The 21,038-nt window shown below is 34.9% G+C and carries 19 protein-coding genes; all 19 read right to left on the reverse strand.

Annotation, left to right across the window (positions count from 1 at the left end; all coding sequences use genetic code 11):
• Positions 1–254 precede the first annotated feature (254 nt).
• The 19 genes from mreD to HMPREF2811_RS09730 all read right to left on the reverse strand — a co-directional run bounded on the left by mreD (position 255) and on the right by HMPREF2811_RS09730 (position 20,782).
• The gene (gene mreD, locus HMPREF2811_RS09640; RefSeq protein ID WP_071409139.1) at positions 255–797 is read right to left on the reverse strand and encodes a rod shape-determining protein MreD; all 543 of its coding nucleotides are present in this window, start codon (positions 795–797) and stop codon (positions 255–257) included.
• Positions 787–1,632, reverse strand: coding sequence for a rod shape-determining protein MreC (mreC, locus tag HMPREF2811_RS09645; protein WP_071409140.1), 846 nt, complete (start codon positions 1,630–1,632; stop codon positions 787–789). Before mreC ends, mreD begins: the two co-directional genes overlap by 11 nt.
• A gap of 31 nt (positions 1,633–1,663) precedes the next feature.
• Complete coding sequence (locus HMPREF2811_RS09650) at positions 1,664–2,686, reverse strand: rod shape-determining protein (protein WP_071409141.1); 1,023 nt, start codon at positions 2,684–2,686, stop codon at positions 1,664–1,666.
• Positions 2,687–2,895: 209 nt separating this feature from the next.
• A complete protein-coding gene (locus HMPREF2811_RS09655) occupies positions 2,896–3,408 on the reverse strand; it encodes an adenine phosphoribosyltransferase (protein ID WP_071409142.1) in 513 nt (170 codons plus the stop codon).
• Positions 3,408–5,750: a single-stranded-DNA-specific exonuclease RecJ gene (recJ, locus tag HMPREF2811_RS09660; protein WP_071409143.1), complete on the reverse strand. Its 2,343-nt coding sequence runs from the start codon at positions 5,748–5,750 to the stop codon at positions 3,408–3,410. The genes HMPREF2811_RS09655 and recJ overlap by 1 nt, the downstream gene beginning before the upstream one ends.
• 12 nt (positions 5,751–5,762) lie before the next feature.
• Positions 5,763–6,134: a lipopolysaccharide assembly protein LapA domain-containing protein gene (locus HMPREF2811_RS09665; RefSeq protein ID WP_071409144.1), complete on the reverse strand. Its 372-nt coding sequence runs from the start codon at positions 6,132–6,134 to the stop codon at positions 5,763–5,765.
• 11 nt (positions 6,135–6,145) lie between these two features.
• Complete coding sequence (locus HMPREF2811_RS09670; protein ID WP_071409145.1) at positions 6,146–6,934, reverse strand: SDR family NAD(P)-dependent oxidoreductase; 789 nt, start codon at positions 6,932–6,934, stop codon at positions 6,146–6,148.
• Positions 6,924–7,877: a ribonuclease Z gene (gene rnz, locus HMPREF2811_RS09675; protein ID WP_071409146.1), complete on the reverse strand. Its 954-nt coding sequence runs from the start codon at positions 7,875–7,877 to the stop codon at positions 6,924–6,926. The genes HMPREF2811_RS09670 and rnz overlap by 11 nt, the downstream gene beginning before the upstream one ends.
• Positions 7,878–7,912: 35 nt before the next feature.
• Positions 7,913–9,757: an acyltransferase family protein gene (locus HMPREF2811_RS09680; RefSeq protein WP_168164980.1), complete on the reverse strand. Its 1,845-nt coding sequence runs from the start codon at positions 9,755–9,757 to the stop codon at positions 7,913–7,915.
• 11 nt (positions 9,758–9,768) lie between these two features.
• Positions 9,769–11,073: a GTPase ObgE gene (gene obgE, locus HMPREF2811_RS09685; protein ID WP_071409147.1), complete on the reverse strand. Its 1,305-nt coding sequence runs from the start codon at positions 11,071–11,073 to the stop codon at positions 9,769–9,771.
• A 34-nt stretch (positions 11,074–11,107) separates the two neighbouring features.
• Complete coding sequence (gene glyS / locus HMPREF2811_RS09690; RefSeq protein WP_071409148.1) at positions 11,108–13,135, reverse strand: glycine--tRNA ligase subunit beta; 2,028 nt, start codon at positions 13,133–13,135, stop codon at positions 11,108–11,110.
• Entirely contained in the window at positions 13,135–14,034 is a 900-nt protein-coding gene (gene glyQ, locus HMPREF2811_RS09695) for a glycine--tRNA ligase subunit alpha (protein ID WP_071409149.1), read from the reverse strand. Before glyQ ends, glyS begins: the two co-directional genes overlap by 1 nt.
• 220 nt (positions 14,035–14,254) lie before the next feature.
• Positions 14,255–15,088 (reverse strand): DNA repair protein RecO, encoded by an 834-nt coding sequence (gene recO / locus HMPREF2811_RS09700; RefSeq protein ID WP_071409150.1) that lies wholly within the window; start codon positions 15,086–15,088, stop codon positions 14,255–14,257.
• A 34-nt stretch (positions 15,089–15,122) separates the two neighbouring features.
• On the reverse strand, positions 15,123–16,028 hold the full coding sequence (gene era, locus HMPREF2811_RS09705) for a GTPase Era (protein ID WP_071409151.1): 906 nt from the start codon (positions 16,026–16,028) through the stop codon (positions 15,123–15,125).
• Between the two features lie 12 nt (positions 16,029–16,040).
• Positions 16,041–16,436: a diacylglycerol kinase family protein gene (locus HMPREF2811_RS09710; protein ID WP_071409152.1), complete on the reverse strand. Its 396-nt coding sequence runs from the start codon at positions 16,434–16,436 to the stop codon at positions 16,041–16,043.
• The gene (gene ybeY / locus HMPREF2811_RS09715; RefSeq protein WP_071409153.1) at positions 16,420–16,899 is read right to left on the reverse strand and encodes an rRNA maturation RNase YbeY; all 480 of its coding nucleotides are present in this window, start codon (positions 16,897–16,899) and stop codon (positions 16,420–16,422) included. Before ybeY ends, HMPREF2811_RS09710 begins: the two co-directional genes overlap by 17 nt.
• Before the next feature lie 14 nt (positions 16,900–16,913).
• The gene (locus HMPREF2811_RS09720; RefSeq protein ID WP_071409154.1) at positions 16,914–19,130 is read right to left on the reverse strand and encodes an HD family phosphohydrolase; all 2,217 of its coding nucleotides are present in this window, start codon (positions 19,128–19,130) and stop codon (positions 16,914–16,916) included.
• Positions 19,131–19,238: 108 nt separating this feature from the next.
• A complete protein-coding gene (locus HMPREF2811_RS09725; RefSeq protein ID WP_084802120.1) occupies positions 19,239–20,267 on the reverse strand; it encodes a PhoH family protein in 1,029 nt (342 codons plus the stop codon).
• Between the two features lie 71 nt (positions 20,268–20,338).
• Positions 20,339–20,782, reverse strand: coding sequence for a GatB/YqeY domain-containing protein (locus HMPREF2811_RS09730; RefSeq protein ID WP_071409161.1), 444 nt, complete (start codon positions 20,780–20,782; stop codon positions 20,339–20,341).
• Positions 20,783–21,038: the final 256 nt, after the last annotated feature.

Here is a 21,038-nt window from a genome sequence, read left to right on the forward strand (position 1 = left end):
TAAATATCGAGCAATCACTTGATTGAATTTATGCTTTACTTCATTAAGACGCAGTTCGAGGCCACTCAACCACTGCACTTTGAATTAAACAGATATACCTGAACAGAATTTAAAAAGTTTTTGCCCACCCGTCCAAGCCTTACCGATTTAGTGTAAAGGAAGATATTTCAAAAATTTCATTATAGGTCAATCTCTTGCTTACCATACTAATCGTTCTTTACGCAATCACTAAATGGTTTCAGTCCAATAATTAATTAAATAATTATGTAGTTTTCATATCCTAGCCAAGATAGTAGTGCTTTAGAAGGAAAATACATTAAAAATGATAATACAAGATTAAAAATTAAGGTTGGCCAAAGTTGAGTCGCTAAAAATTCAGTTAATGTGATAATAGTATAGCCTACTTCTCGATAAAAAACGAAAACGATAAATTCTGTAATAGTTATCGCAACAATAAATAACATCATATGTAAAATAGTATTTTTAGGAAAATACTTTTTAGTCTTTAAGATTAGATAAGTCACAATAAAGTAAATTGAGGCATAAATACCCAAAATGGTTGTATTATAACTATCTGTTAAAAAGCCAAAAATTAAAGCATTAATCAAAATCGATTCATCACGAAAGTAAAAAGCAAAGAGTGTTAAAATATATAACGCCATATGCGAAACTATGGTCTGGTCATTTCCTAAAAAAGCAACCGGAAAGATTGCAGGTAAAGCTGAATCAATAATGATACTAAAAAATAAGAAAAAAGGTAAAAACCACTTTATTCTGCGATCACGATTAATTTTCACTTACATCACTCTGCCCTTCACGCATAATGACGGTCACAAATCGAATATCGGTCATTTCACCAGCCGGTACAATTTCAACCGTTTGGAATAAGCCATAATCATCCATACGCACATTGGCCACTTCACCTATTAATAGTGTTCTCGGAATGATACCGCCCAATCCCGATGTAATAACCATGTCTCCTTCTTTCACCTCTGCTTCAGGATCTACTTGAGTCATAATATAACGCTTCGTTTTGCGATCATAAGATGAAACAATTCCATTAGCTGAGCCGCTCTTAGATTGAATATTAGCTGAAACCATACCAGCATTTGATTTTTCAGAGGTTAATAATAAGACTTTGGAACTATTAGCGTTGACCTCAATAATCCGTCCAACTAATCCATTACCTGCCATAACGGCCATATTTTCTTTAACACCTTGGCTTGAACCAACATCAATCGTTAAAGTTTCCATCCATTGATCAGGGTTACGAGCAATTACTGTAGCATTTTGAACCGTAAATCCTCCTAAACTTTCGTTTAGTTTTAATTCTTTACGCATTGCTTCATTTTCAGCCTCTAAGTCTGCCACTCGCACTTGTAATTCATATACTTGATCAATTTTAGACTTTAATTGTTGATTTTCTTCAAAAGTATTGATTACTTTATCAACAGAATTGACGAATTTGACAACGACATTGACCGGTTCAGAAAATACTCGGCCCGTCCAAGATGCCGTATCATTTATCGCACTCGTGAAAATATTATTTGTTCCTTTGGTCATTGTATATGCAATTAATGACACCATCATAATCGTACTTAATAATATTCCGATTAATTTTTTATTATTCATCTACGATCCTCTTTCTCTACTCTTTTCAAGTTTAACGTCTATCACGTTCAGCTAATCGTGCTTGATTTTCCATTTCTTTGAGAAGTCTTCCGGCACCTACGACTACTGTATCCAATGGTACCTGTACTAAATGAACTGGAATACCAATCTCTCTTTGAATCCTTTCAGGTAAACGACGTAAAAGTGAACCACCACCGGTTATCACAATCCCCGATTCCAATACATCCACCGCTAATTCAGGTGGTGTTTCTTCTAAAACTTGTTTAATCGCGGTAATAATAGGATTAATCACTTCATCGATTGCTTCGGCAATGACATTCGCGCGTACAATTTTTTCTTCAGGTAGACCGGTCGCTATATTGCGTCCTTTAATCACTCGATGATCTTTTTCATCATCTTTGGTAAAATTCGCATTACCAATGGCTAATTTTATTTCTTCAGCTGTCTGCATGCCGATAACTAATTGATAACGATCACGAACATAATCTAAAATAGCCTCGTTCATTTTATGACCACCATAGACAATGGCGTTACCTTTAACGATCTCGCCATAAGAAATAACGGCAATATCCGTCGTTCCACCACCAATATCTACTACCATTTTACCACGTGGCTCATAGATAGATAAATTGGCACCTAAAGCCGCAGCGAAGGGTTCATCCACTATCAAAGCTTTTCGTATTCCAATATCTTTTATCGCATCAATCACTGCGCGACGTTCTACTTTAGTAATGTTACTTGGAACACAAATAACAACATCTGGTCCAGTAAATGAACGATGTATCGCTTTTTTTATGAAATGGGCCAACATTTGCTTAGTTAAAGAAAAATTAGCAATGACGCCATCCTTCATAGGACGAATGATTTCATAATTATCCGAGGTCCGTCCGACTAATTGTTCAGCTTCTTTACCAAATGCTACTGCTTCTTTTGTATCTTTCTTAATTGCAACAATAGAAGGCTCACGTAAGGCTATCCCTTTATTTTCAATATAGATTAACGTATTCGCTGTTCCTAAATCAATGCCAAGACGTTGTTTGCCAAAAAAAGCCATTGTAACCCTCCATTCATCTACTTTGCCAACAAGGCTTCTAGCTCGTTACATTATAACAAAATTTTTCTATAAAAACTACTTGAATTCATTGTATAAAAGAAAATATCAAAAAAAATTAAGAATTAAAAAGAGACTGAAACTCTTTCCTATTCTTAATGAAACATTGTATCTGATATAAGAATAGTGTTAAGTTTTCAGTCCCATAATGATTAAAAGTTCATTAATGTAATATAGTCATATCCTTTAATGTTTTCTTTACCATTTAATTCATCTAATTCAATTAAGAATGCACAGCCGGCTACAATACCGCCTAATTTTTCAACTAAATCAATGGTTGCTTTAATAGTCCCACCTGTAGCTAATAGGTCATCAGTAATTAATACACGTTGACCAGGTTTAATCGAGTCTTCATGAATTGTCAATACATTTTTCCCATATTCTAAAGAGTAGTCTACTTCAATCACTTTACGAGGTAATTTACCCTTTTTACGAATCGGAACAAAGCCAATTTCAAGTGCGTATGCCACTGGACAGCCTACGATAAACCCTCTTGCTTCTGGTCCAACCACGACATCCACTTCTAATTCTCTTGCATAGTCAACGATTTGTTGGGTTGCATAAGCAAAGGCTTTACCATCTGCCATTAACGGTGTAATATCTCTAAAAATAATACCTTCTGTAGGATAATTATCTACACGCGCAATATACTCTTTTAAATCCATTAATTTTTCCTCAATTCATTAATATATTGTTTTATCTGTTCGATTGTTTGATAGTTCAACAATTCTTCAGTTTTAAATGACTGCTCATACTGTTGGTACGCATTTGATTCTACTAAATCAACTTTGACATTTTGCTCTACGGGTAACGGTACTGTCAGTCCATCCTTCATTATAACAAACTTTACTTCAAAAAACACTTTAAAAATACATTTTAATTTGGTAACAGGTAAATTCATTTGTTGACTTAAAACTTGTATTGCTTTTAATAAGTCAAAACCATTTTTTTGACCTAAAATCCAACGATATACAGCAGCAAATTCTGCTCTTGATGGCAATCCAGCTAGCCATTTCGATTCTGTTAAATAAACACCTAGATCGACTAATTTGATTTTAGAATTCAGCATCAATTGATTGAATTGTTCCATATTGTTTGGATTTTCTATTAATGCAATATGCGATAAATCTAAATTTAATTCTTGATTATTGAGACATTCATCATAACTAATCATTGTGTTGGATGGATGAACTCGGTCTGCTAACCATTCTTTTAAATTAGGTTGCTGGTAAAAAAATACCGTGTTGCGATTTTTTAATAATGCGTCATTAAATTTACTAGAACGAAAATCACGAATCATAATCCCTTTGACTTTAACATCCAGTACTTGGATTTGTACTTGGCGATTCCCTTGCCATTCATTTATATCTAAATAACCGATTAATGAGAAAGTTTCATCTAAGTTAATTGGACTAAATAAATTCGCTTTGGAAAAACCTATCCCTTCAATACTAGTATCATCTTTATAAATCGAAAATTTAATATGTTGATGTTGATTACCTATGACTCTTTTTTGTTGTAGTTCCACATCATTAAAAGCAAATACTGGTTTAGGATTATCCATACCAAAAGGCGCTAATAATTGACATTCTTTAACAAACTCCTCAGTCGCTATTGTTAAAGGGAGTGCCATATCAACGTTTAAGGTTTTAGGTTGTTCGAAAACAGCTTGATAATCGGCCATTGTAGACAGCATGGCTGTTTTAAAATTTTCCCATTCATTTTCTAAAACAGTTAAGCCTGCTGCTTGGCTATGTCCTCCGAATTGAGCTAAATACGTTTTATTTTCAGTTAAACAGTCAAATAAATTAATCCCTTCAATTGATCGACCACTTCCACGAAAACGTTGTTCAGCTTGTTGATATTCAAAAATGATTGTTGGACGATGGTAGCGTTCAGTAATCTTACTCGCAACAATTCCTAAAACGCCTGCTGGCCAATTAGGCGCAGCCGCAATAATAATCGGTGGTAAAGTAGCATAGTGTTCAATTTGTTCCATGACTTGTTGGGTGATGTCATTAACAATCGCTTGTCTTTTTTTATTTTGTTCGTTCACTTTTTGAAGTAAGTGTTCAGCTTCAATATCATCGATTGTTTTTAGTAATTCTAGTGCAGGGGTTGGATCGCCTAAACGTCCCACCGCATTGAGTCTGGGTCCTACTACAAATCCAATCGTATCAGCATTAATTTTTCTTAAATCAACTGATTCTTCCACTAACATTTTTTCAAGACCAATCCGCAAGGTCTCACTCATTAGTTTTAAGCCACTCTTTACAATCGTTCGATTCTCATCCGTTAAAGAAACTAGGTCAGCGGCTGTCCCAATTGCCGCTAATTCCATACTATTAATCGGCAACTCTCCTAATAGAGCATGCGCCAATTTTAATGCTACCCCTGCACCACTTAATTCACCAAAAGGATAGTGACCTTCGGGATGACGTGGATGAATAATGGCATAAGCAGAGGGTAACGTTTCTTGTAGTTCATGGTGATCCGAAACAATCACATCGACTCCTTGACTCTGTGCATATTCAATCGCTTCAAAACCAGCCACCCCATTATCACAGGTTAAAATAACACGTACGCCTTCTTCAATAAATTGTTGATACCGCTCGATATTTGGACCATAGCCATCGATTAAACGATTGGGTAAATAATAAGTAAAATTTGCCCCTAATTCTTCTAATGCTTCTATTAAAATTAACGTACTTGTGATACCGTCCGCATCATAATCACCATAAATTAAAATTAATTCGCCTGCTGCAATTGCTTGATGTAATCGTTCAATCGCACGCTCCATTTGATAAAACAAAAACGGATCATGATAAAGTTGTGGTTCTGGATTTGTCGCTTCTAATATCTTATCCACTGAATCCAACCCACGATTGATACACAAACGAAGAAAAGCGGGAGAAAAATCTAATCCCGCTGCCTTCATTGTATCTAATTGTTCATCAATTTTCCCGTCTGTTACCGGTATTTGCCAATGATTTTCAATTAAACTCATTTTAACTCTCCATTATTCAGAAAACTTAGTGTCCTCTACTTGTAAAGTATTATTATTTTTTACTTTTAAATCATTAATTTGACTACGTAAATGAGAAATTTCTTTGTCTTTTGCTGCTAATTCTCTTAAATTCGTTTCTTTTAAAGTATTTAATTCTTTTACTGTAGCATTTTTAGATTTTTTCTGTCCTGAAATAGCTGAAAATGAAGTAATTAAACCAACAATGACTCCTACTAATAAACTTAATAAGATAACTAATACAAGCGGAACAGTAAATTTAGCAAAAAACAAGTCAATTGGAACAGTACTTGTATTTTGTAAAGCAAAAATCACCACTAAAATTAAGATAATGATCGAGACAATAAGTTTCCATTGATTTTTCATAATTTTCACTCCTATTTCAAATTAAAGATATTAAGGGCTAAGTAATCTCCTATATAAGGAAATATCTGATATAAATTGGCAGCTAAAGACATTGATAAAGGTAAATTAATTTCGCGTGTATATGGCTTTTGGGTCGCAACTTTAATAATTTTATCCGCTACTAATTCTGGTGTGATTGTAAATCTTTTGACCTTTTCGTAATAATCTCTTAAATTTTTATCGTAACTAAAAAATGGTGTCGCTACCGGCCCTGGATTAACAGTTGTGACAAAAACATTGGCTTGTTTAAGTTCTAAGCGCAAGGCATTCGCATAGCCAATAACCGCAAATTTAGTACTAGAATAAACACTGGAATTGGGTGTGGCCATTTTGCCTGCCATCGAACTCACAAAGAAAATGTGGCCGCTTTGTTGTTGTACCATTAATTGAGAGATTAAGGTAGTCAAATATATCATACCAAAAGTATTCACTTTAAACATCTCGTTAACTTCTTCATAACTAAATTCATTTGCTAGTTTAAATGTACCATATCCTGCACAATTTATTAAGTAATCTACCCTTTGATATTTACTTTTTATTTTTTGATAAGCATTTTCTAATTGGGTTTTATCACTGACATCGCATTTTACAACCAAGCTATCCGTATGATATTGGTGATATAACTGATGAGCTAAATTTTCTAAAGCTGATACATTACGCGCAATTAAAACTAAATGCGCACCTTGTTTTGCTGCTTTTATCGCGACCGCTTTACCAATCCCGCTGGAAGCACCGGTTATGACCATCACTTTACTGTTCATCTGGCATCTCCTTATGATTGCCTACTTCAACCTCAGTAAAATCATAGACAATTTGTGCTTGTGGAAAAACACTTTTAGCCTGCTTTTCTAATTTCTTAGCATCAGCCCCTAAATAACGTGCACTAATATGATTCATTAACAGTTTCTTTACTTGTGCCTCTTTTGCGACTTTCGCTGCTTGTATATTCGTTGAGTGAAAATGAGCATAAGCTAAATCCTTTTCTTGATCGACGTAAGTCGCTTCATGAATTAAGACATCCGCTCCCTTTGCCAAAGTCACTAAATTAGCACACGGACGCGTATCCCCTAAAATGGTCACAATTCGTCCTTTCTTTTCTTCTCCAAGAAAATCATTCCCATTTAAAATGGTTCCATCGGCAAGCGTTACGGTTTCACCTCGTTTTAATTGCCCAAATATAGGTCCATTGGGAATATTATAGGGCGCTAAACGATCGATGAGTAATTCTCCTTGTGAATCCGGTTCGACTATTCGAAATCCAAAGCTAATCACACCATGATTTAAAGGTAAGTAATCGATTTTCCACCCATTAGCTAGCTTTAATTGTCCTCCTTCATTATTTAATTCCACGAATTTAATTGGATAAGACAATTTGGATTTAGAGAAACGCAAAGAATTTTGAACGAATTGGCGAATACCTTGCGGACCATAAATCGTTAAGGGATCATTGTCTCCCCCTTGAAAGGAACGACTACTTAAAAAACCTGGAAGACCAAAAATATGATCACCATGCATATGAGTAATAAAAATATTGTTTATTTTTCTTGGTTTAATACTCGTTTGTAATATTTGATGTTGAGTGGCTTCCCCACAATCAAATAACCATATTTCATTGATTTCATCTAATAATTTTAATACTAATGAACTGACATTACGAGCTTTGGCTGGTACACCTGAACCCGTACCTAAAAATTGTATCTTCATCTAAAACTCCTAACTAAACGTTAATATGACAAACTTTATTGCTGACGATACAGTTCATTTGCCATTAATTTTGCTAACTCTAAACTTCCCGTTTCATTGGGATGAAATTCATCAAGTAACCAATCCGGATGAGTATTAGCAACACTCGCCCAATCGATTAATCTCACATTTCCATAACGTTGAGCTGCTTTAAATAATTCATTGTTGACTTGCTGTGTCCAAGCACGATTAGGACTGATTAAAACGAAATATATCATTCGATTTTCACCAATAGCCTCTATATAATCATCGAGTTGGCCTTTGGTAAAAGCGCCATTCGTCCCTAGTAATGTGATTACCGTTGGTGCTAGTTTATTTTTGGCTTTTAAGGCTTCGATATCACTAACACTGTTATATAATTGACGTCCTTCATTGGCATCTATCACTGCTTTAGGAAAAACATCAATTATCTGTTGTGCTGATGCTAAAAAGATCGAATCGCCTACAAATGTGACTTCGATGGCATTAGCATATAACTTCACTTCTTGTTCTAAGCCTTCAATATTGTTGATAACAATTTTAGGTCGTTCATTTGAATTAAGTGTTTGATTAACAATCGCTTCATTGTGTTTGAATGTTTCAGCTAATTCTTGCACGACTCCTGCTCTTGTTTGCGGTGCTAATAATATGCCGAATAGTCCGATAAAGAGTATTATTCCATATAAACCACTGAAAAATTTTACTTGTTTAAATTTACCCGGGTTATTTTTTAAAAATTTAAATTGGAATCTTGCTTTTCGTATATTAGAATCTTGTCCAAATGGTAAGACTATTTTACGACTTTCAATGAGATAATAAGCAAATTCAGCAAAAACAACCAACAAAAGACAGCCAACAAATATATGAACCGCATAACTTCGATTAACCTTTTTTAATAATTCTGGCATCACTAACACAATTGGATAAAACCATAAATAATAGGTATAACTTTTTTTACCTAAATAAACAAATGGTTTAAAACTAAAAAATTTATTTAACCAAGTATCTGGATATAAGGTAATAAAAATAACAATTAAAGATAAGAGTGTAAAGAGCGGTATACCAAAACGAAAAGCAAAAGGTTGCGTACCATACATATAACGTATCATCATCCACATCAGCCATAAAATAGCAATACCTAAACCATTTAACAGCCCTTTCGTTTGTGAATTGATTGCTTTCGGTTTTAAATTATACGGCATCGCTAAGCTGAGCACTCCACCTAATGTATAAGCAAATAATCGGGCTAAGGTATTAAAAAATATACTGGAATGTTCATGACCCGTAGTTTGTAAATACCACATTAGCACCATTGAAATTAAACTAACAATTGAAAGCATATTGATCGCAGTTGAGGTGCTTTTATGCCATTTATAGCAAGATTCAATTAAAAGCGGTGTTAATAATATGAGTTGTGCGTACATTGAACTATACCATAAATGAGCAAAAACACTTTGGTTAGCTGCTTGAGCAAAAAATGAGCTCCCTGTTATGATTTGATAAAAATTATTAACAAATAAAAGACTGCTCAATCCCATATTTCGTAAGTTCATATAGTTTTGGGGTGACATGAACATAATGAAAACGGTCATAAAAATCATCATAAATAACATAGGGAAGAACAATTTATCAAACCGTCGTCTTAAAAAGTTGCGATATTCCATTGGTTGTTCTAAAATGATTCGCTTTTTAAAAATACGAAAATTTAAGAAACCACCTATTAGGAAAAATAAATTAACGGCAACAAAGCCACCGGGAACCAAATGCTGCAGATAGTAATAGGCAATGATAATAACTAAAGAGAGACCTTTAAGTCCATCTAACACTTCTATTCGATTTTGATTCGACTTACCTATTTGCATATTGCTCACCATTAATCCATAAACTCGAATTGATAACCAGCTAAATCGACAATATCACCATTTTGGGCACCGTGTTGGCGTAAAGCTTCGTCTACTCCCATGGTACGTAGTTGGCGAGCGAAGCGCGCAATACTTTCATCATGAGCCATATTGGTCATCGCATACAGTTTTTCAATTTTTTCCCCGTATAAGCGCCAATATCCCTCACCAAGTTGTTCAATCATGAATGGTACATCTTCTTCTAATTGATAATGAACCGCTTCGATCACTTCTTCATCGAGTGGTACGAAGGTCGTTGTTTGAATCAATTCATATACTTTATTTAATAAAGGTTTAATGCCAGTTGTTTGCCAAGTACTAACTTCAAAGATAATTGGTAAATCTTGTTGTTGTTCTTGATAATAGCTAGCAATTTTTTCTTTAAAGACTTTAATGTTTTCTTGAGCCACTGGTTCATCCATTTTATTAGCTACAATCACCATTGGTCGTTCTAATAACTTAGCATTATATGCTTTTAATTCGTGCATAATGTCTAAGAAATCTTGATAAGGGTCACGACCATGTACGCCAGCCATATCAATCACATGAATTAATACTTTGGTACGTTCAATATGACGTAAAAAATTTATTCCTAAGCCGACACCTGCTGAAGCTCCTTCAATTAAACCAGGCATATCCGCTAAGACAAATTCTTTACCAATGCCTAAATTAACGACGCCTAAATTTGGTGTTAAGGTCGTAAATTGATAGTCTGCAATCTTCGGTTTGGCATTACTTACAACGGATAATAAAGTCGATTTTCCAACACTTGGATAGCCTACTAATCCCGCATCCGCAATCACCTTTAATTCCAAAGATAATGCCCGTTCTTCACCCGGTTCACCATTTTCAGCAATTGAAGGGGCCGGATTTTTATGAGTGGCAAAGCGAATATTTCCGCGTCCCCCTCGTCCGCCTTTGGCGACAATAACTTCTTGTCCATGGTCAACTAGATCAGCAATTAATTGCTCTGTTTCCACATCGCGTACAATCGTTCCGGGTGGTACTTTGACAATCAAATCTTCTGCACCCGCTCCATATTTACTTTTACTCATACCATTTTCACCATTGGCTGCTTTAAAATGACGATTATAACGGAAATCCATTAAAGTATGGAGTCCTTCATCTACTCGAAAAACAACGTCACCACCATGACCACCGTCACCACCAGCCGGTCCTCCATCTGGTACATACTTTTCCCTTCTAAAAGCAACCATGCCATCGCCACCTTTACCAGCTTTGACATTCACAACTGCTCTATCTAAAAACGTAGACATATTATCACTCCCTTTCTTTTAACAAGTTCTATTTTTAAAATTTACTAATTAATAAACGTGGATCTAAATAATCTAATACATATTGAGTTAAAGTTGTCATTGTCGCATATCGATTGGCCTTGATTTTTTCATCTTGATCATTGACCATGTTCTCTTCAAAATAATGGTCAATCGGTGCGACTAAGTGTTGTAAAGTATCTAATACATTCCCTAGGCCTAGTGATTGGGCTAAGCCAATCAAAGTTTTTTCAGATTCTGTTTGAGCTAAAGCTAAATCAAGATGAGTATTTTCTGCTTTGCTACCTAAATTAACCACTCGGCTGATTGCTTCAACGATAGCGCGATAGTTCTCTGGCTCATTGTCTTTTTTAGCTTGCAATGCTTTAGCCGTTTCAACCATTAATTTAAAGTTTAAGCCTTTAGAAGTTACCACAGCTTGAATAATATCAAAGTCTATTTGTTCTCGTTCTAAAGCAACTGACATTCTAGCATTAAAGAAATCAATAAGATGTTTTAGTAATTCATTATTACCTTTTACAACTGAATGATTTTCTAATATCGCTAATAAATCGATTTGCCAATCGGTTGATAATAATATTTCGACTACACCCATCGCTTGACGTCTTAATGCATAAGGGTCGTTTGAACCGGTTGGAATTAAATCGACACTAAAGTAATGAATTAAAGTATCTAATTTATCCGCTAATGTTAATAATTTGCTGGCGGTTGTCGTTGGTAATTGACCTCCACTTGATTTTGGTAAATATTGTTCACGAATCGCGATGGCAACTTGTTCATCGATACCGTAATGCGGTGCATACACATAACCAATTTCTCCTTGGAGCTCATCAAACTCGCCAACGGTTTGGGTCATCAAGTCATATTTATAAATTTTGGCTGCTTCAATAGCAGTGTTTGTTGTTGCTTGGTCGACTTGTACTGACTCAGCAATTAAAGGTATAAAAGCCGCTACTCGTTTTTGTTTATCAGCAAGGCTGCCTAATTTAAAATGTTCGTTAACAGATGCTAATTTATTTAAGTAAAATGCTAAATCTTGTTTTAAATCTTCTTCATAGAAGAATAAGGCATCCTCTAAACGAGCACGTAAGACTTTTTTATTACCTTTAATAACATTTTCTAGATGATCACTATTACCATTACGTACAGAAATAAATATCGGTAAAAGTTGATTTGCTTGGTTTAAAGCATAAAAATAACGTTGGTGATCCTTCATCGCAGTTATTAATACTTGTTCAGGTACTTTTAAATACTCTTCTTCAAACTCACCATAAAAAACAGTTGGCCATTCCACAATGGAAGTCACTTCCTCTAGTAAATCTTCATCAATTGGCACAATCCAATTCTTTTCATTTGCCAATGATTCAATTTGGCTTTTAATGATGGCCTGGCGTTCTGCAAAATCGGCTAATACAAATTCAGCTTTTAATTGTTCAACATAAGTGGCTGGACTCTTAATTGACACTTCATGACCTAAGAAACGGTGACCACGTGTCAAGCGATCAGCTTGTACTCCAACAAATTCAAATGGTACCACTGTTTCATTTAATAAAGAAACAAACCAATGAATTGGTCGAATAAAAGGTGTTTCAATTGCATTCCAATGCATCGTCACTGGAAAGGTCATTGATTTAATGACTTGGGGCATATTTTTTAAGATATCAATGGTCTTTTGGCCTTTGATAAATTTATTAACATGTAAGTATTCAACACCTTTAATCTCTTCAACAAAGCTATCTTCTGGTGAGGCCTGTTGTCCTCTTAAAAAACCTAAAGCTGCTTTGGTCCATTCACCATTTTCATCTTTAGCTATTTTCATCGCGGGTCCTTTAGCCACTTCGGTAACATCCGCTTGGGCATCTGCTAAACCATCAACAATGACAGCTAAACGTCTCGGTGTGGCATAAGTCTTAATCGTAGAAAATTCAATACGTTGCTCGGTTAAATAATCGGCTACGCGTGTTTTTAATTGATCACTTAATGACAGTAAAAAGCGTGCAGGTACTTCTTCTAAACCAATTTCTAATAAATATTGATTACTCATTATTTCATCTCCTTAGATACTTGTTTTAATAAAGGATAACCTAATTTTTCTCGTTCATTAACAAACGCTTGTGCCACAGAACGAGCCATTTTACGGATTCTTGCTAAATAACCCGCACGATCAGAAACGGAAATCATGCCACGTGCATCTAATAAGTTGAAACTATGACTGCATTTTAAAATATAATCATAGGCTGGATGAACTAATTCAGCTTCGATTAAGCGAGTTGCTTCTTTTTCATAGGCATCAAATTGTTGGAATAACATTTCGCTATCACTTAATTCAAAGGCATAAGTCGAATGCTCACGTTCAGGTTGCTTGAAAATTTCACCATATTTAACGCCAGCTACCCATTCTAAATCATAAACATTTTCGACATCTAAAATATACATGGCTAATCGTTCTAAACCGTAAGTTAACTCAGAAGTTACTGGATTACATTTTAACCCGCCTACTTGTTGGAAATAGGTAAATTGGGTAATTTCCATCCCATCAATCCAGACTTCCCAGCCTAATCCGGCACAACCTAAAGAAGGATTTTCCCAGTTATCTTCAACAAAACGAATATCATGTTCTAATGGATCAATTCCAATCGCTTCTAAACTTTCTAAATAGAGTTCTTGAATATTTAAAGGAGAGGGTTTCATAATCACTTGAAATTGATGATGTTGAAATAGACGGTTGGGGTTTTCACCATAACGCCCATCTGCTGGTCTTCTAGAAGGCTCTACATAAGCCGCATTCCAAGGTTCAGGCCCAATCGCTCTCAGAAAAGTATAGGGGCTCATCGTGCCGGCACCTTTTTCATTATCATAACTATTTAAAATCATACAGCCTTGTTTTGACCAAAATTGTTGTAAGGTCATAATAATCTCTTGCATGGTTGTTTTCTTTTCCATACTATCACTCCTCAATAATATTAAAAAATCCCTATGAATAGCCAAATAAGACTACTCATAGGGACGAAAGTATTTTCGCGGTTCCACCCTAATTCTAGTAAGGACTAGCACTTTTAATTTTATATAAAATAACCAAAAGCATGCCTTCGATTTGCCCTAGCTTTCACTATTCTAGAGTCGCTATACTATCTTCTTTTTTCTTGCTTTTAATAACTAGATTTTACCGATTATCCGGGCTATTGTCAACTTGCGATTGAAGGCTTGTTGTTCTTTTTGAGCCTCTTTTTGATAGAATACTTTGATATTTTTGGTCCAATTGGTCCATTTCGTCAATAAACTGTTTACTTTTAAGTCTAATTCCAACAAATTCTTGATAAAGTTCTTTTGTCAGTCTTTTTAATTCAGTAATTGTTTCAAAACTAACATTGATGGAATTAATTTTATTTAAGGGGGTATTGGCTAATAAAAAAGCGACATGCATCGCCTTAGGGCTAATATGCAAGCGATAAGGATCATCATTAAAATGTTGTCGACAAATCAAGCCACCTAAATTGATACTAAAATCAAAAGGTTCTTGACGACTCCCACATACCTGACAATGCTGCCAATTTAATTGAGTCCCAAAATAAGGTAATAAATAAATCTCAAAATAAACCATTAAGATGTCATGATTAAAACCTTCATTTAACTTTAATAATGTTTCATTTAATAAATGATACAAATGAGGTTGTGGGTCAAAATCTTCAAAAACCGCATCGATTAATTGCACAAAATAACTTGCATAAGACTGCAAGGTTAAATCCTCTAATACTTTCCGAGGAAAGGCTAATGTTGAGGCTTCTTTGACAAATGAAAAACCTGACGGGTTAATAGTACCCACATATTGATTTTTAGAAAATGGAATCAACTGAGCCCGCATAGCATGATTGGATTGCTGTCCTCTACGAATAAAAAACATCCGCTTTCCAAATTCTTTGGTCAGTAATTTTACAATCGTGTCTTCTTCGCGATATTGCCTACGAAATAAAACAATGCCTTCGAATGTTTCTTGCATGCCGTCACTTCCATTTCATTTTTCAAACTATTGATTAATAATCGGTTTTCTTGTAGCCCAATTCATTGATATAGGTCTGTTTATTACGCCAATCCTTTTGCACTTTGACCCATAAATCCAGATAAACTTTATCATCTAATAATCGTTCAATGTCACGCCGAGCCATTTGACCAATCTTTTTAATCATCGAGCCTTGAGCACCAATAATGATTCCCTTTTGACTCTTTCTTTCAACGATAATGGTCGCTTGTACTTCCACTTTATCATTTTCATTCCGTTGCATACTTTGAACTTGAACCGCCACTGAATGTGGAATTTCTTCTTTCGTTAAAAGTAAAATTTTCTCCCGAATGAATTCAGCTACCACAAAATATTCCGGATGATCCATAATTTGATCAGCAGGATAATACTGTGGACCAACTGGTAAGGTAGCTTTCAAAGTATTCATCATCTCTGGAACATTGTTCCCTTCCAAGGCACTGATTGGAAAGACTTCACTAAATTCTAATTCACTTGTATAAGATTCAATCGTTTCAAATAAACTATCTGGATGGACAAGATCAATTTTATTAATTAAAAGATACACCGGTACTGAAAGGTTTTTTAATTTCTCGATAATTAATCGATCACCTGGTCCAATACTTTGAATCGCACTGACGACAAATAGTACAGCGTCGACTCCTTTCAAAGCACTATATGCGGTATTAACCATAAAATCTCCTAGTGCATGTTTAGGTTTATGAATTCCCGGTGTATCAATGAATACAATTTGTGCCTCTTCATCAGTATACACACCTTGAATTCGATTACGGGTTGTTTGTGCTTTGTCTGACATTATCGCAATTTTTTGTCCGATGACCCTATTTAATAAGGTAGACTTGCCTACATTTGGTCGTCCGATAATCGCAACAAAGCCTGATTTAAATTCTTTATTTGTCATAATGACCTCTCTCTAAAATAATTTTACTAAGTATGGTACAAAAATAATGATTCCTACGACAACTGCAATCAACGCCATCATCATCACGGCAGCAGCCGCAATATCTTTACTTCTTTTGGCGTGTTGATCCCACTTGGTGCCAACAACTAAATCGACCACCGTCTCAATGGCTGAATTAATCATTTCTAACGCTATTACATGACCAATCAGTAAGATGATAATTAACCATTCGGTGGTCGAAATTTGAAAAATAAAACCAGCCACTACTACAGCCAATGTCATCAATAAATGAACTCTAAAGTTGAATTCTTCCTTCCATAAGGTAATGAGTCCAGCTTTAGCTGCTTGAAAAGCCGAAATTCGATTGTGATTCGCCCAGTATTTAGTTGGTTTATCTTGTAAGCCCATATTCTTCTAAAACCTCATTTTGAATACCAAACATTGCTCGTTCTTCTTCCTCGGTTTGATGGTCATATCCATTTAAATGAAGAAAGCCATGTACCGTTAAAAAAGCTAATTCACGTTCAAAAGAATGACCATAATCGGCTGCTTGTTCAACGATTTTCTGATATGAGATAATAATATCACCTAGATGTTCTGGGATAGCAGCAAAATCGTCATCTGCTTCCATCGTAAAGTCAAAATCGTCATCGCCTTCTGTTAAAGCAAAGCTTAAAACATCTGTCGGGTGATCAATGCCACGGTATTGTTTGTTTAATTGGTGGATTGTTTCATTATTAACAATTGAAATGTCTACTTCACTTTGTTCTGAAAGTCCTAATTTTTTGGCTGTTAATTCGATGACCTCTTCAATTATTTTTGTTTGTGACGCTTCTAAATACTGTTCATCATCGATTAAATCAATAATCATCTTGTTCGCTCCTTCTATTCTGGATATTCTACGCGCGTATGAAACATTCCCGCCACACCATTAATGAGAGACTGTTTAACAATTTTTAACTCTTGGACCGTTAATCCTGAATCTTCAAATTGATTTGCTTCAATCTTCCCATCGATGATTTTAGTAATTAAAGCGGTAATGGCTTCAACTGAATGCTCTTTTAAAGTTCGAGAAGCTGCTTCAACAGAATCTGCAATCATAATCACTGCAATTTCTTTTGACTGTGGTTTTGGACCTGGATAGCTAAAATCTTCAATATTAATATCCGTTTTTTCTTGTTTAGCCTGATGGTAAAAATAGCCTGCTTGGGTGGTACCATGATGTTGTAAACAAACATCGACTATTCCTTTAGGCATATTATTATCTTCTAGTATTTTTGCCCCTTCGGTAACATGACTAATAATAATTTTAGCACTTTCTGCCGCTGTCATCATCTGATGTGGTGAGACCATCCCTTGTCTTAAATTCTCCACAAAAAACATTGGATATTTCACTTTCCCTACATCATGATAGTAACTTGCCACTCTCGTAAATAGTGAGTCGCCACCAATCGCATCCACAGCGTTAGCACTTAAATTAGCAACTAAAATACTATGGTGATAAGTACCTGGTGCTTCTTCAATTAAAAGTTTTAATAATGGATGATTAAGATTAGCTAATTCATTTAGTGTTAAGGCTGCTTGATCATCCAGTAATTGTTCCCAATAAGGTTTTATTAAAATATAAATCGTATGCATGATAACCGCACTCGATAACATTGCAAAAGTGGTAGTTAACGTTTCATAATTGAAAATTTCATAATTCATTGCTAATAAAATCGGAATGGTAATGACCATATTCCATAAAATGGACGACTTTAAGGTCATTTGATGCATCGTAGGATCCTGCTCGATTCTTAACCAAATAACGAGCATCGTAAAGAAATAAAAGACTGCTGGAATTAAAACCCCAATTAAGTCAGTTTGACTATTTAAAACGAATAAACTAATTAAGTTAAAGAAAATAATAGCTAATGCAATCGTCCGTCGATCGGTTTTAGGTAAAATTAATAATGGTAACAAACCAGCTGGAAACAACAACATTGCTTCAGACATCCCATTTTGTTGTAAGACTTGTAAAAATGTTAGAGAGATAAAAGCAAAGAGAAAAGCCAATGAATAAGCTGTTAAACGCATATTACCATCATTAACGGTTTTACTTTGTTTGTTATCCCATTTATTAAATACCATATAAAGAAAAATGGCGTGAATTAATAACACTGCAGCAAAAGCATAGATGCTATAAACCTTGGTTTGATTATTTAAAATGCCATAAATATTTAATAAACGAATCATTTCAGAGTCAACCACAAACCCTTCTTGAATGATAACTTGACCTTGTAATATATAGGTTGACTGTACTTGATTGACGGCATTTTCTCTGGCTAACTCCGTCGCCGGTTCGTCAAAAACCACTGTCGGTACCATCAACTGAACCACTAAGGATTTAAGGATTTCTCGATTTTTATTGCGATTAATATCCGCATTAATTTGACTAAAGATACTCTCGATAACGGTATTGACTTTCTCAGCCGAAATTTCTTTCATTAACGTTTCTGAAATAGTATTGGTAATATAAGTTTGAAGACCAATTATTTCTTCATCATTCATTTTAGCAATCGCTAATTGCATCTCATTATCAAGGTCCGCTACGAAATCTTTAATGGATTGGTCACCTTTTTGTAATTGATTCACTAAAACGATTGTTTTTTCTGCATCATTTAATTGTGCAAATGGTACTTCCTGAGTTTCGGTTCTTTGTTCCGTCCCAATCTCATTGGCCAATTCATTTAAATCATCTAATTCATTAAATAATTGCTTAATTTGTTGAGTCGAATAATTTTCTTTTCTTAATTGACGAATAGAACTAAAATATTGTTCAATTAATGTCAATTGATTTTCACGAATAGATGGGCTATAGGTATAAACATCGGCCACCGCATCATAGGCACGTTGTTTATTCTCATTGGTTTTCTGTTCATCGATTGTAGTATACGGTGCGCGAATGGTTACATCGGCAACTTGATTAGGTTGAATATTATATTGTCTTGGTTTGACACTGGCAAAACCAAATAAAAAAAGTAATACAGTTAAAAGTGCAATTAAAATAGGTCGATACCATTTACCTAATCTTTGTTGTAATTGATATAATTTTTTATTCAAAATGTCACCCCAATTCAATCATTATTTAGCAAATAGGTTATAAAAGAAAGATAAAAACGGCTTATCAATTCTCCTAACTAATAAAACGCGTCTATCTTTCCTTTATCATTATTCTGGTTGATTTAAACGTTCCATTTCAGTTTTAGAAGTCTCTGTTTCAGTCTCTATTTCAGTCTCCTGTGATACTGAAGTCGCATCATGCTCATTCGTCGTCGCTGGTGATGGTGTTACTTTGGTTCCATAAGCACGGATAATATCAGCCACTACTGGATGACGTACTACATCAAAGGCATCAAATGTTACAAATGAAATACGTGGTATGCTATTTAGTTTTTCAATCGCATCCACTAAACCTGATTTAACACCGCGAGGTAAGTCTATTTGTGTCTTATCCCCATTAATAATCATTTTTGACCCGAATCCTAAACGTGTTAGGAACATTTTCATTTGAGCAATCGTCGTATTTTGAGCCTCATCTAATATGACAAAAGCATCGTCTAATGTACGACCTCTCATGTAAGCTAACGGCGCAATTTCAATAATGCCTCGCTCCATTAAACGTACCGTTTGTTCGGTGCCCATAATCGTGTATAAAGCATCATAAACAGGTCGTAAATAAGGATCCACCTTTTCTTTTAAATCTCCAGGTAAAAAACCTAAACTTTCGCCTGCTTCAACTGCTGGCCGTGTTAAAATAATTTTCTTTACTTTCCCCTCACGTAAAGCCTGAACAGCCAAAACAACGGCTAAAAATGTTTTACCGGTCCCTGCAGGCCCTACTCCAAAGGTAATATCATGTGAATTAATTTTTTTAACATATTGTAATTGTCCGAAGTTTTTCACGCGAATCGCTTTACCATCGGCAGCACGACCAATCACTTCCTCATAAAGATTAACGAAGAATTCTAGTGTATTGTTTTTGGCCATTTTGATTGCCGTAACAACATCCATTGTACGTGGTGTAATATTACGCTCTAATAAATGAATCAACATAAAGAAAATGTCGCTAACTTCATTCACGTCGGCTTCATCTTCCCCTTTAATGGTAATGACTTCTCCTCGAACAGCAATCGAAACGGGATAACTTTCTTCTAGTAATTGAATATTTTGATCTTGATTCCCTATTAGAGCAATCATCCAATCACCATTAGTGACAATTACTTGTTTAGAAAATGTACTTGGATTATTCAAATTTTCGCCTCTTTTTCTTATGATAATAATTCTTTTACGATACGATTAACAACTTGTCCATCTGCTTGCCCTTTTAATTCAGCCATTGCTTTCCCCATTACTGCACCGAAAGCTGATTTATCTTTAGCTCCTACTTCTGCAATAATTTTGGTTATTGCTTCTTTTATTTCATCTTCTGACAATTGTGCCGGTAAGTATTGTTCAACGATTTTGATTTCGTCCAATAAAGGCGCCACTAAATCTTGACGACCTGCTTTTTCAAATTCAGCTAATGAATCTTTACGCTGTTTCATTTCTCTAGCAATAATGGTGATTTCTTGTTCTTCACTCAAAGGCTCTGTTTGTTCAATTTGTTCCTTTTGCAAGGCAGCCTTCAACATGCGAATAACTTTTAGAGTTTCTTTATCTTTCGCTTTCATTGCTACTTTTATATCTTCATTAATTCGTTGTGTTAATGACATCATTCATACACCTCTTATCAAATTTCTTATTATCTATTGTAACAAATTTTTGCTTAATATAACATTAAATGCGTAAATCTCTACTGTTTTTTTACAATTTATCGGTAATTAGTAAAAAATTCCCTTCAATAAAAGATTGAAAGGAATAATTATCAAATAATTAATGATTATAAAGCTAAAATTTAAAGATTTAAGTATGGTGTGCTTACTAGGCATCACTGAGCGGGAGTAGACCAGAAGTAGAAAATTGAATGAT

The organism is Globicatella sp. HMSC072A10 (assembly GCF_001811625.1).
Classification (GTDB): Bacteria; Bacillota; Bacilli; order Lactobacillales; family Aerococcaceae; genus Globicatella; species Globicatella sanguinis.

What these genes read in the sequence shown, in the direction of transcription:
- HMPREF2811_RS09655 (WP_071409142.1), bottom strand. Translation starts at nt 3,408, where the DNA reads ATGGATTTAAAAGAGTATATTGCGCGTGTAGATAATTATCCTACAGAA.
- glyS (WP_071409148.1), bottom strand. Translation starts at nt 13,135, where the DNA reads ATGAGTAATCAATATTTATTAGAAATTGGTTTAGAAGAAGTACCTGCA.
- era (WP_071409151.1), bottom strand. Translation starts at nt 16,028, where the DNA reads ATGACAAATAAAGAATTTAAATCAGGCTTTGTTGCGATTATCGGACGA.
- recO (WP_071409150.1), bottom strand. Translation starts at nt 15,088, where the DNA reads ATGCAAGAAACATTCGAAGGCATTGTTTTATTTCGTAGGCAATATCGC.
- glyQ (WP_071409149.1), bottom strand. Translation starts at nt 14,034, where the DNA reads ATGGAAAAGAAAACAACCATGCAAGAGATTATTATGACCTTACAACAA.
- HMPREF2811_RS09670 (WP_071409145.1), bottom strand. Translation starts at nt 6,934, where the DNA reads ATGAACAGTAAAGTGATGGTCATAACCGGTGCTTCCAGCGGGATTGGT.
- rnz (WP_071409146.1), bottom strand. Translation starts at nt 7,877, where the DNA reads ATGAAGATACAATTTTTAGGTACGGGTTCAGGTGTACCAGCCAAAGCT.
- HMPREF2811_RS09725 (WP_084802120.1), bottom strand. Translation starts at nt 20,267, where the DNA reads ATGATTGCTCTAATAGGGAATCAAGATCAAAATATTCAATTACTAGAA.
- HMPREF2811_RS09710 (WP_071409152.1), bottom strand. Translation starts at nt 16,436, where the DNA reads ATGGGCTTACAAGATAAACCAACTAAATACTGGGCGAATCACAATCGA.
- recJ (WP_071409143.1), bottom strand. Translation starts at nt 5,750, where the DNA reads ATGAGTTTAATTGAAAATCATTGGCAAATACCGGTAACAGACGGGAAA.
- HMPREF2811_RS09680 (WP_168164980.1), bottom strand. Translation starts at nt 9,757, where the DNA reads ATGCAAATAGGTAAGTCGAATCAAAATCGAATAGAAGTGTTAGATGGA.
- HMPREF2811_RS09730 (WP_071409161.1), bottom strand. Translation starts at nt 20,782, where the DNA reads ATGTCATTAACACAACGAATTAATGAAGATATAAAAGTAGCAATGAAA.
- HMPREF2811_RS09665 (WP_071409144.1), bottom strand. Translation starts at nt 6,134, where the DNA reads ATGAAAAATCAATGGAAACTTATTGTCTCGATCATTATCTTAATTTTA.
- mreC (WP_071409140.1), bottom strand. Translation starts at nt 1,632, where the DNA reads ATGAATAATAAAAAATTAATCGGAATATTATTAAGTACGATTATGATG.
- HMPREF2811_RS09650 (WP_071409141.1), bottom strand. Translation starts at nt 2,686, where the DNA reads ATGGCTTTTTTTGGCAAACAACGTCTTGGCATTGATTTAGGAACAGCG.
- ybeY (WP_071409153.1), bottom strand. Translation starts at nt 16,899, where the DNA reads ATGATTATTGATTTAATCGATGATGAACAGTATTTAGAAGCGTCACAA.
- obgE (WP_071409147.1), bottom strand. Translation starts at nt 11,073, where the DNA reads ATGTCTACGTTTTTAGATAGAGCAGTTGTGAATGTCAAAGCTGGTAAA.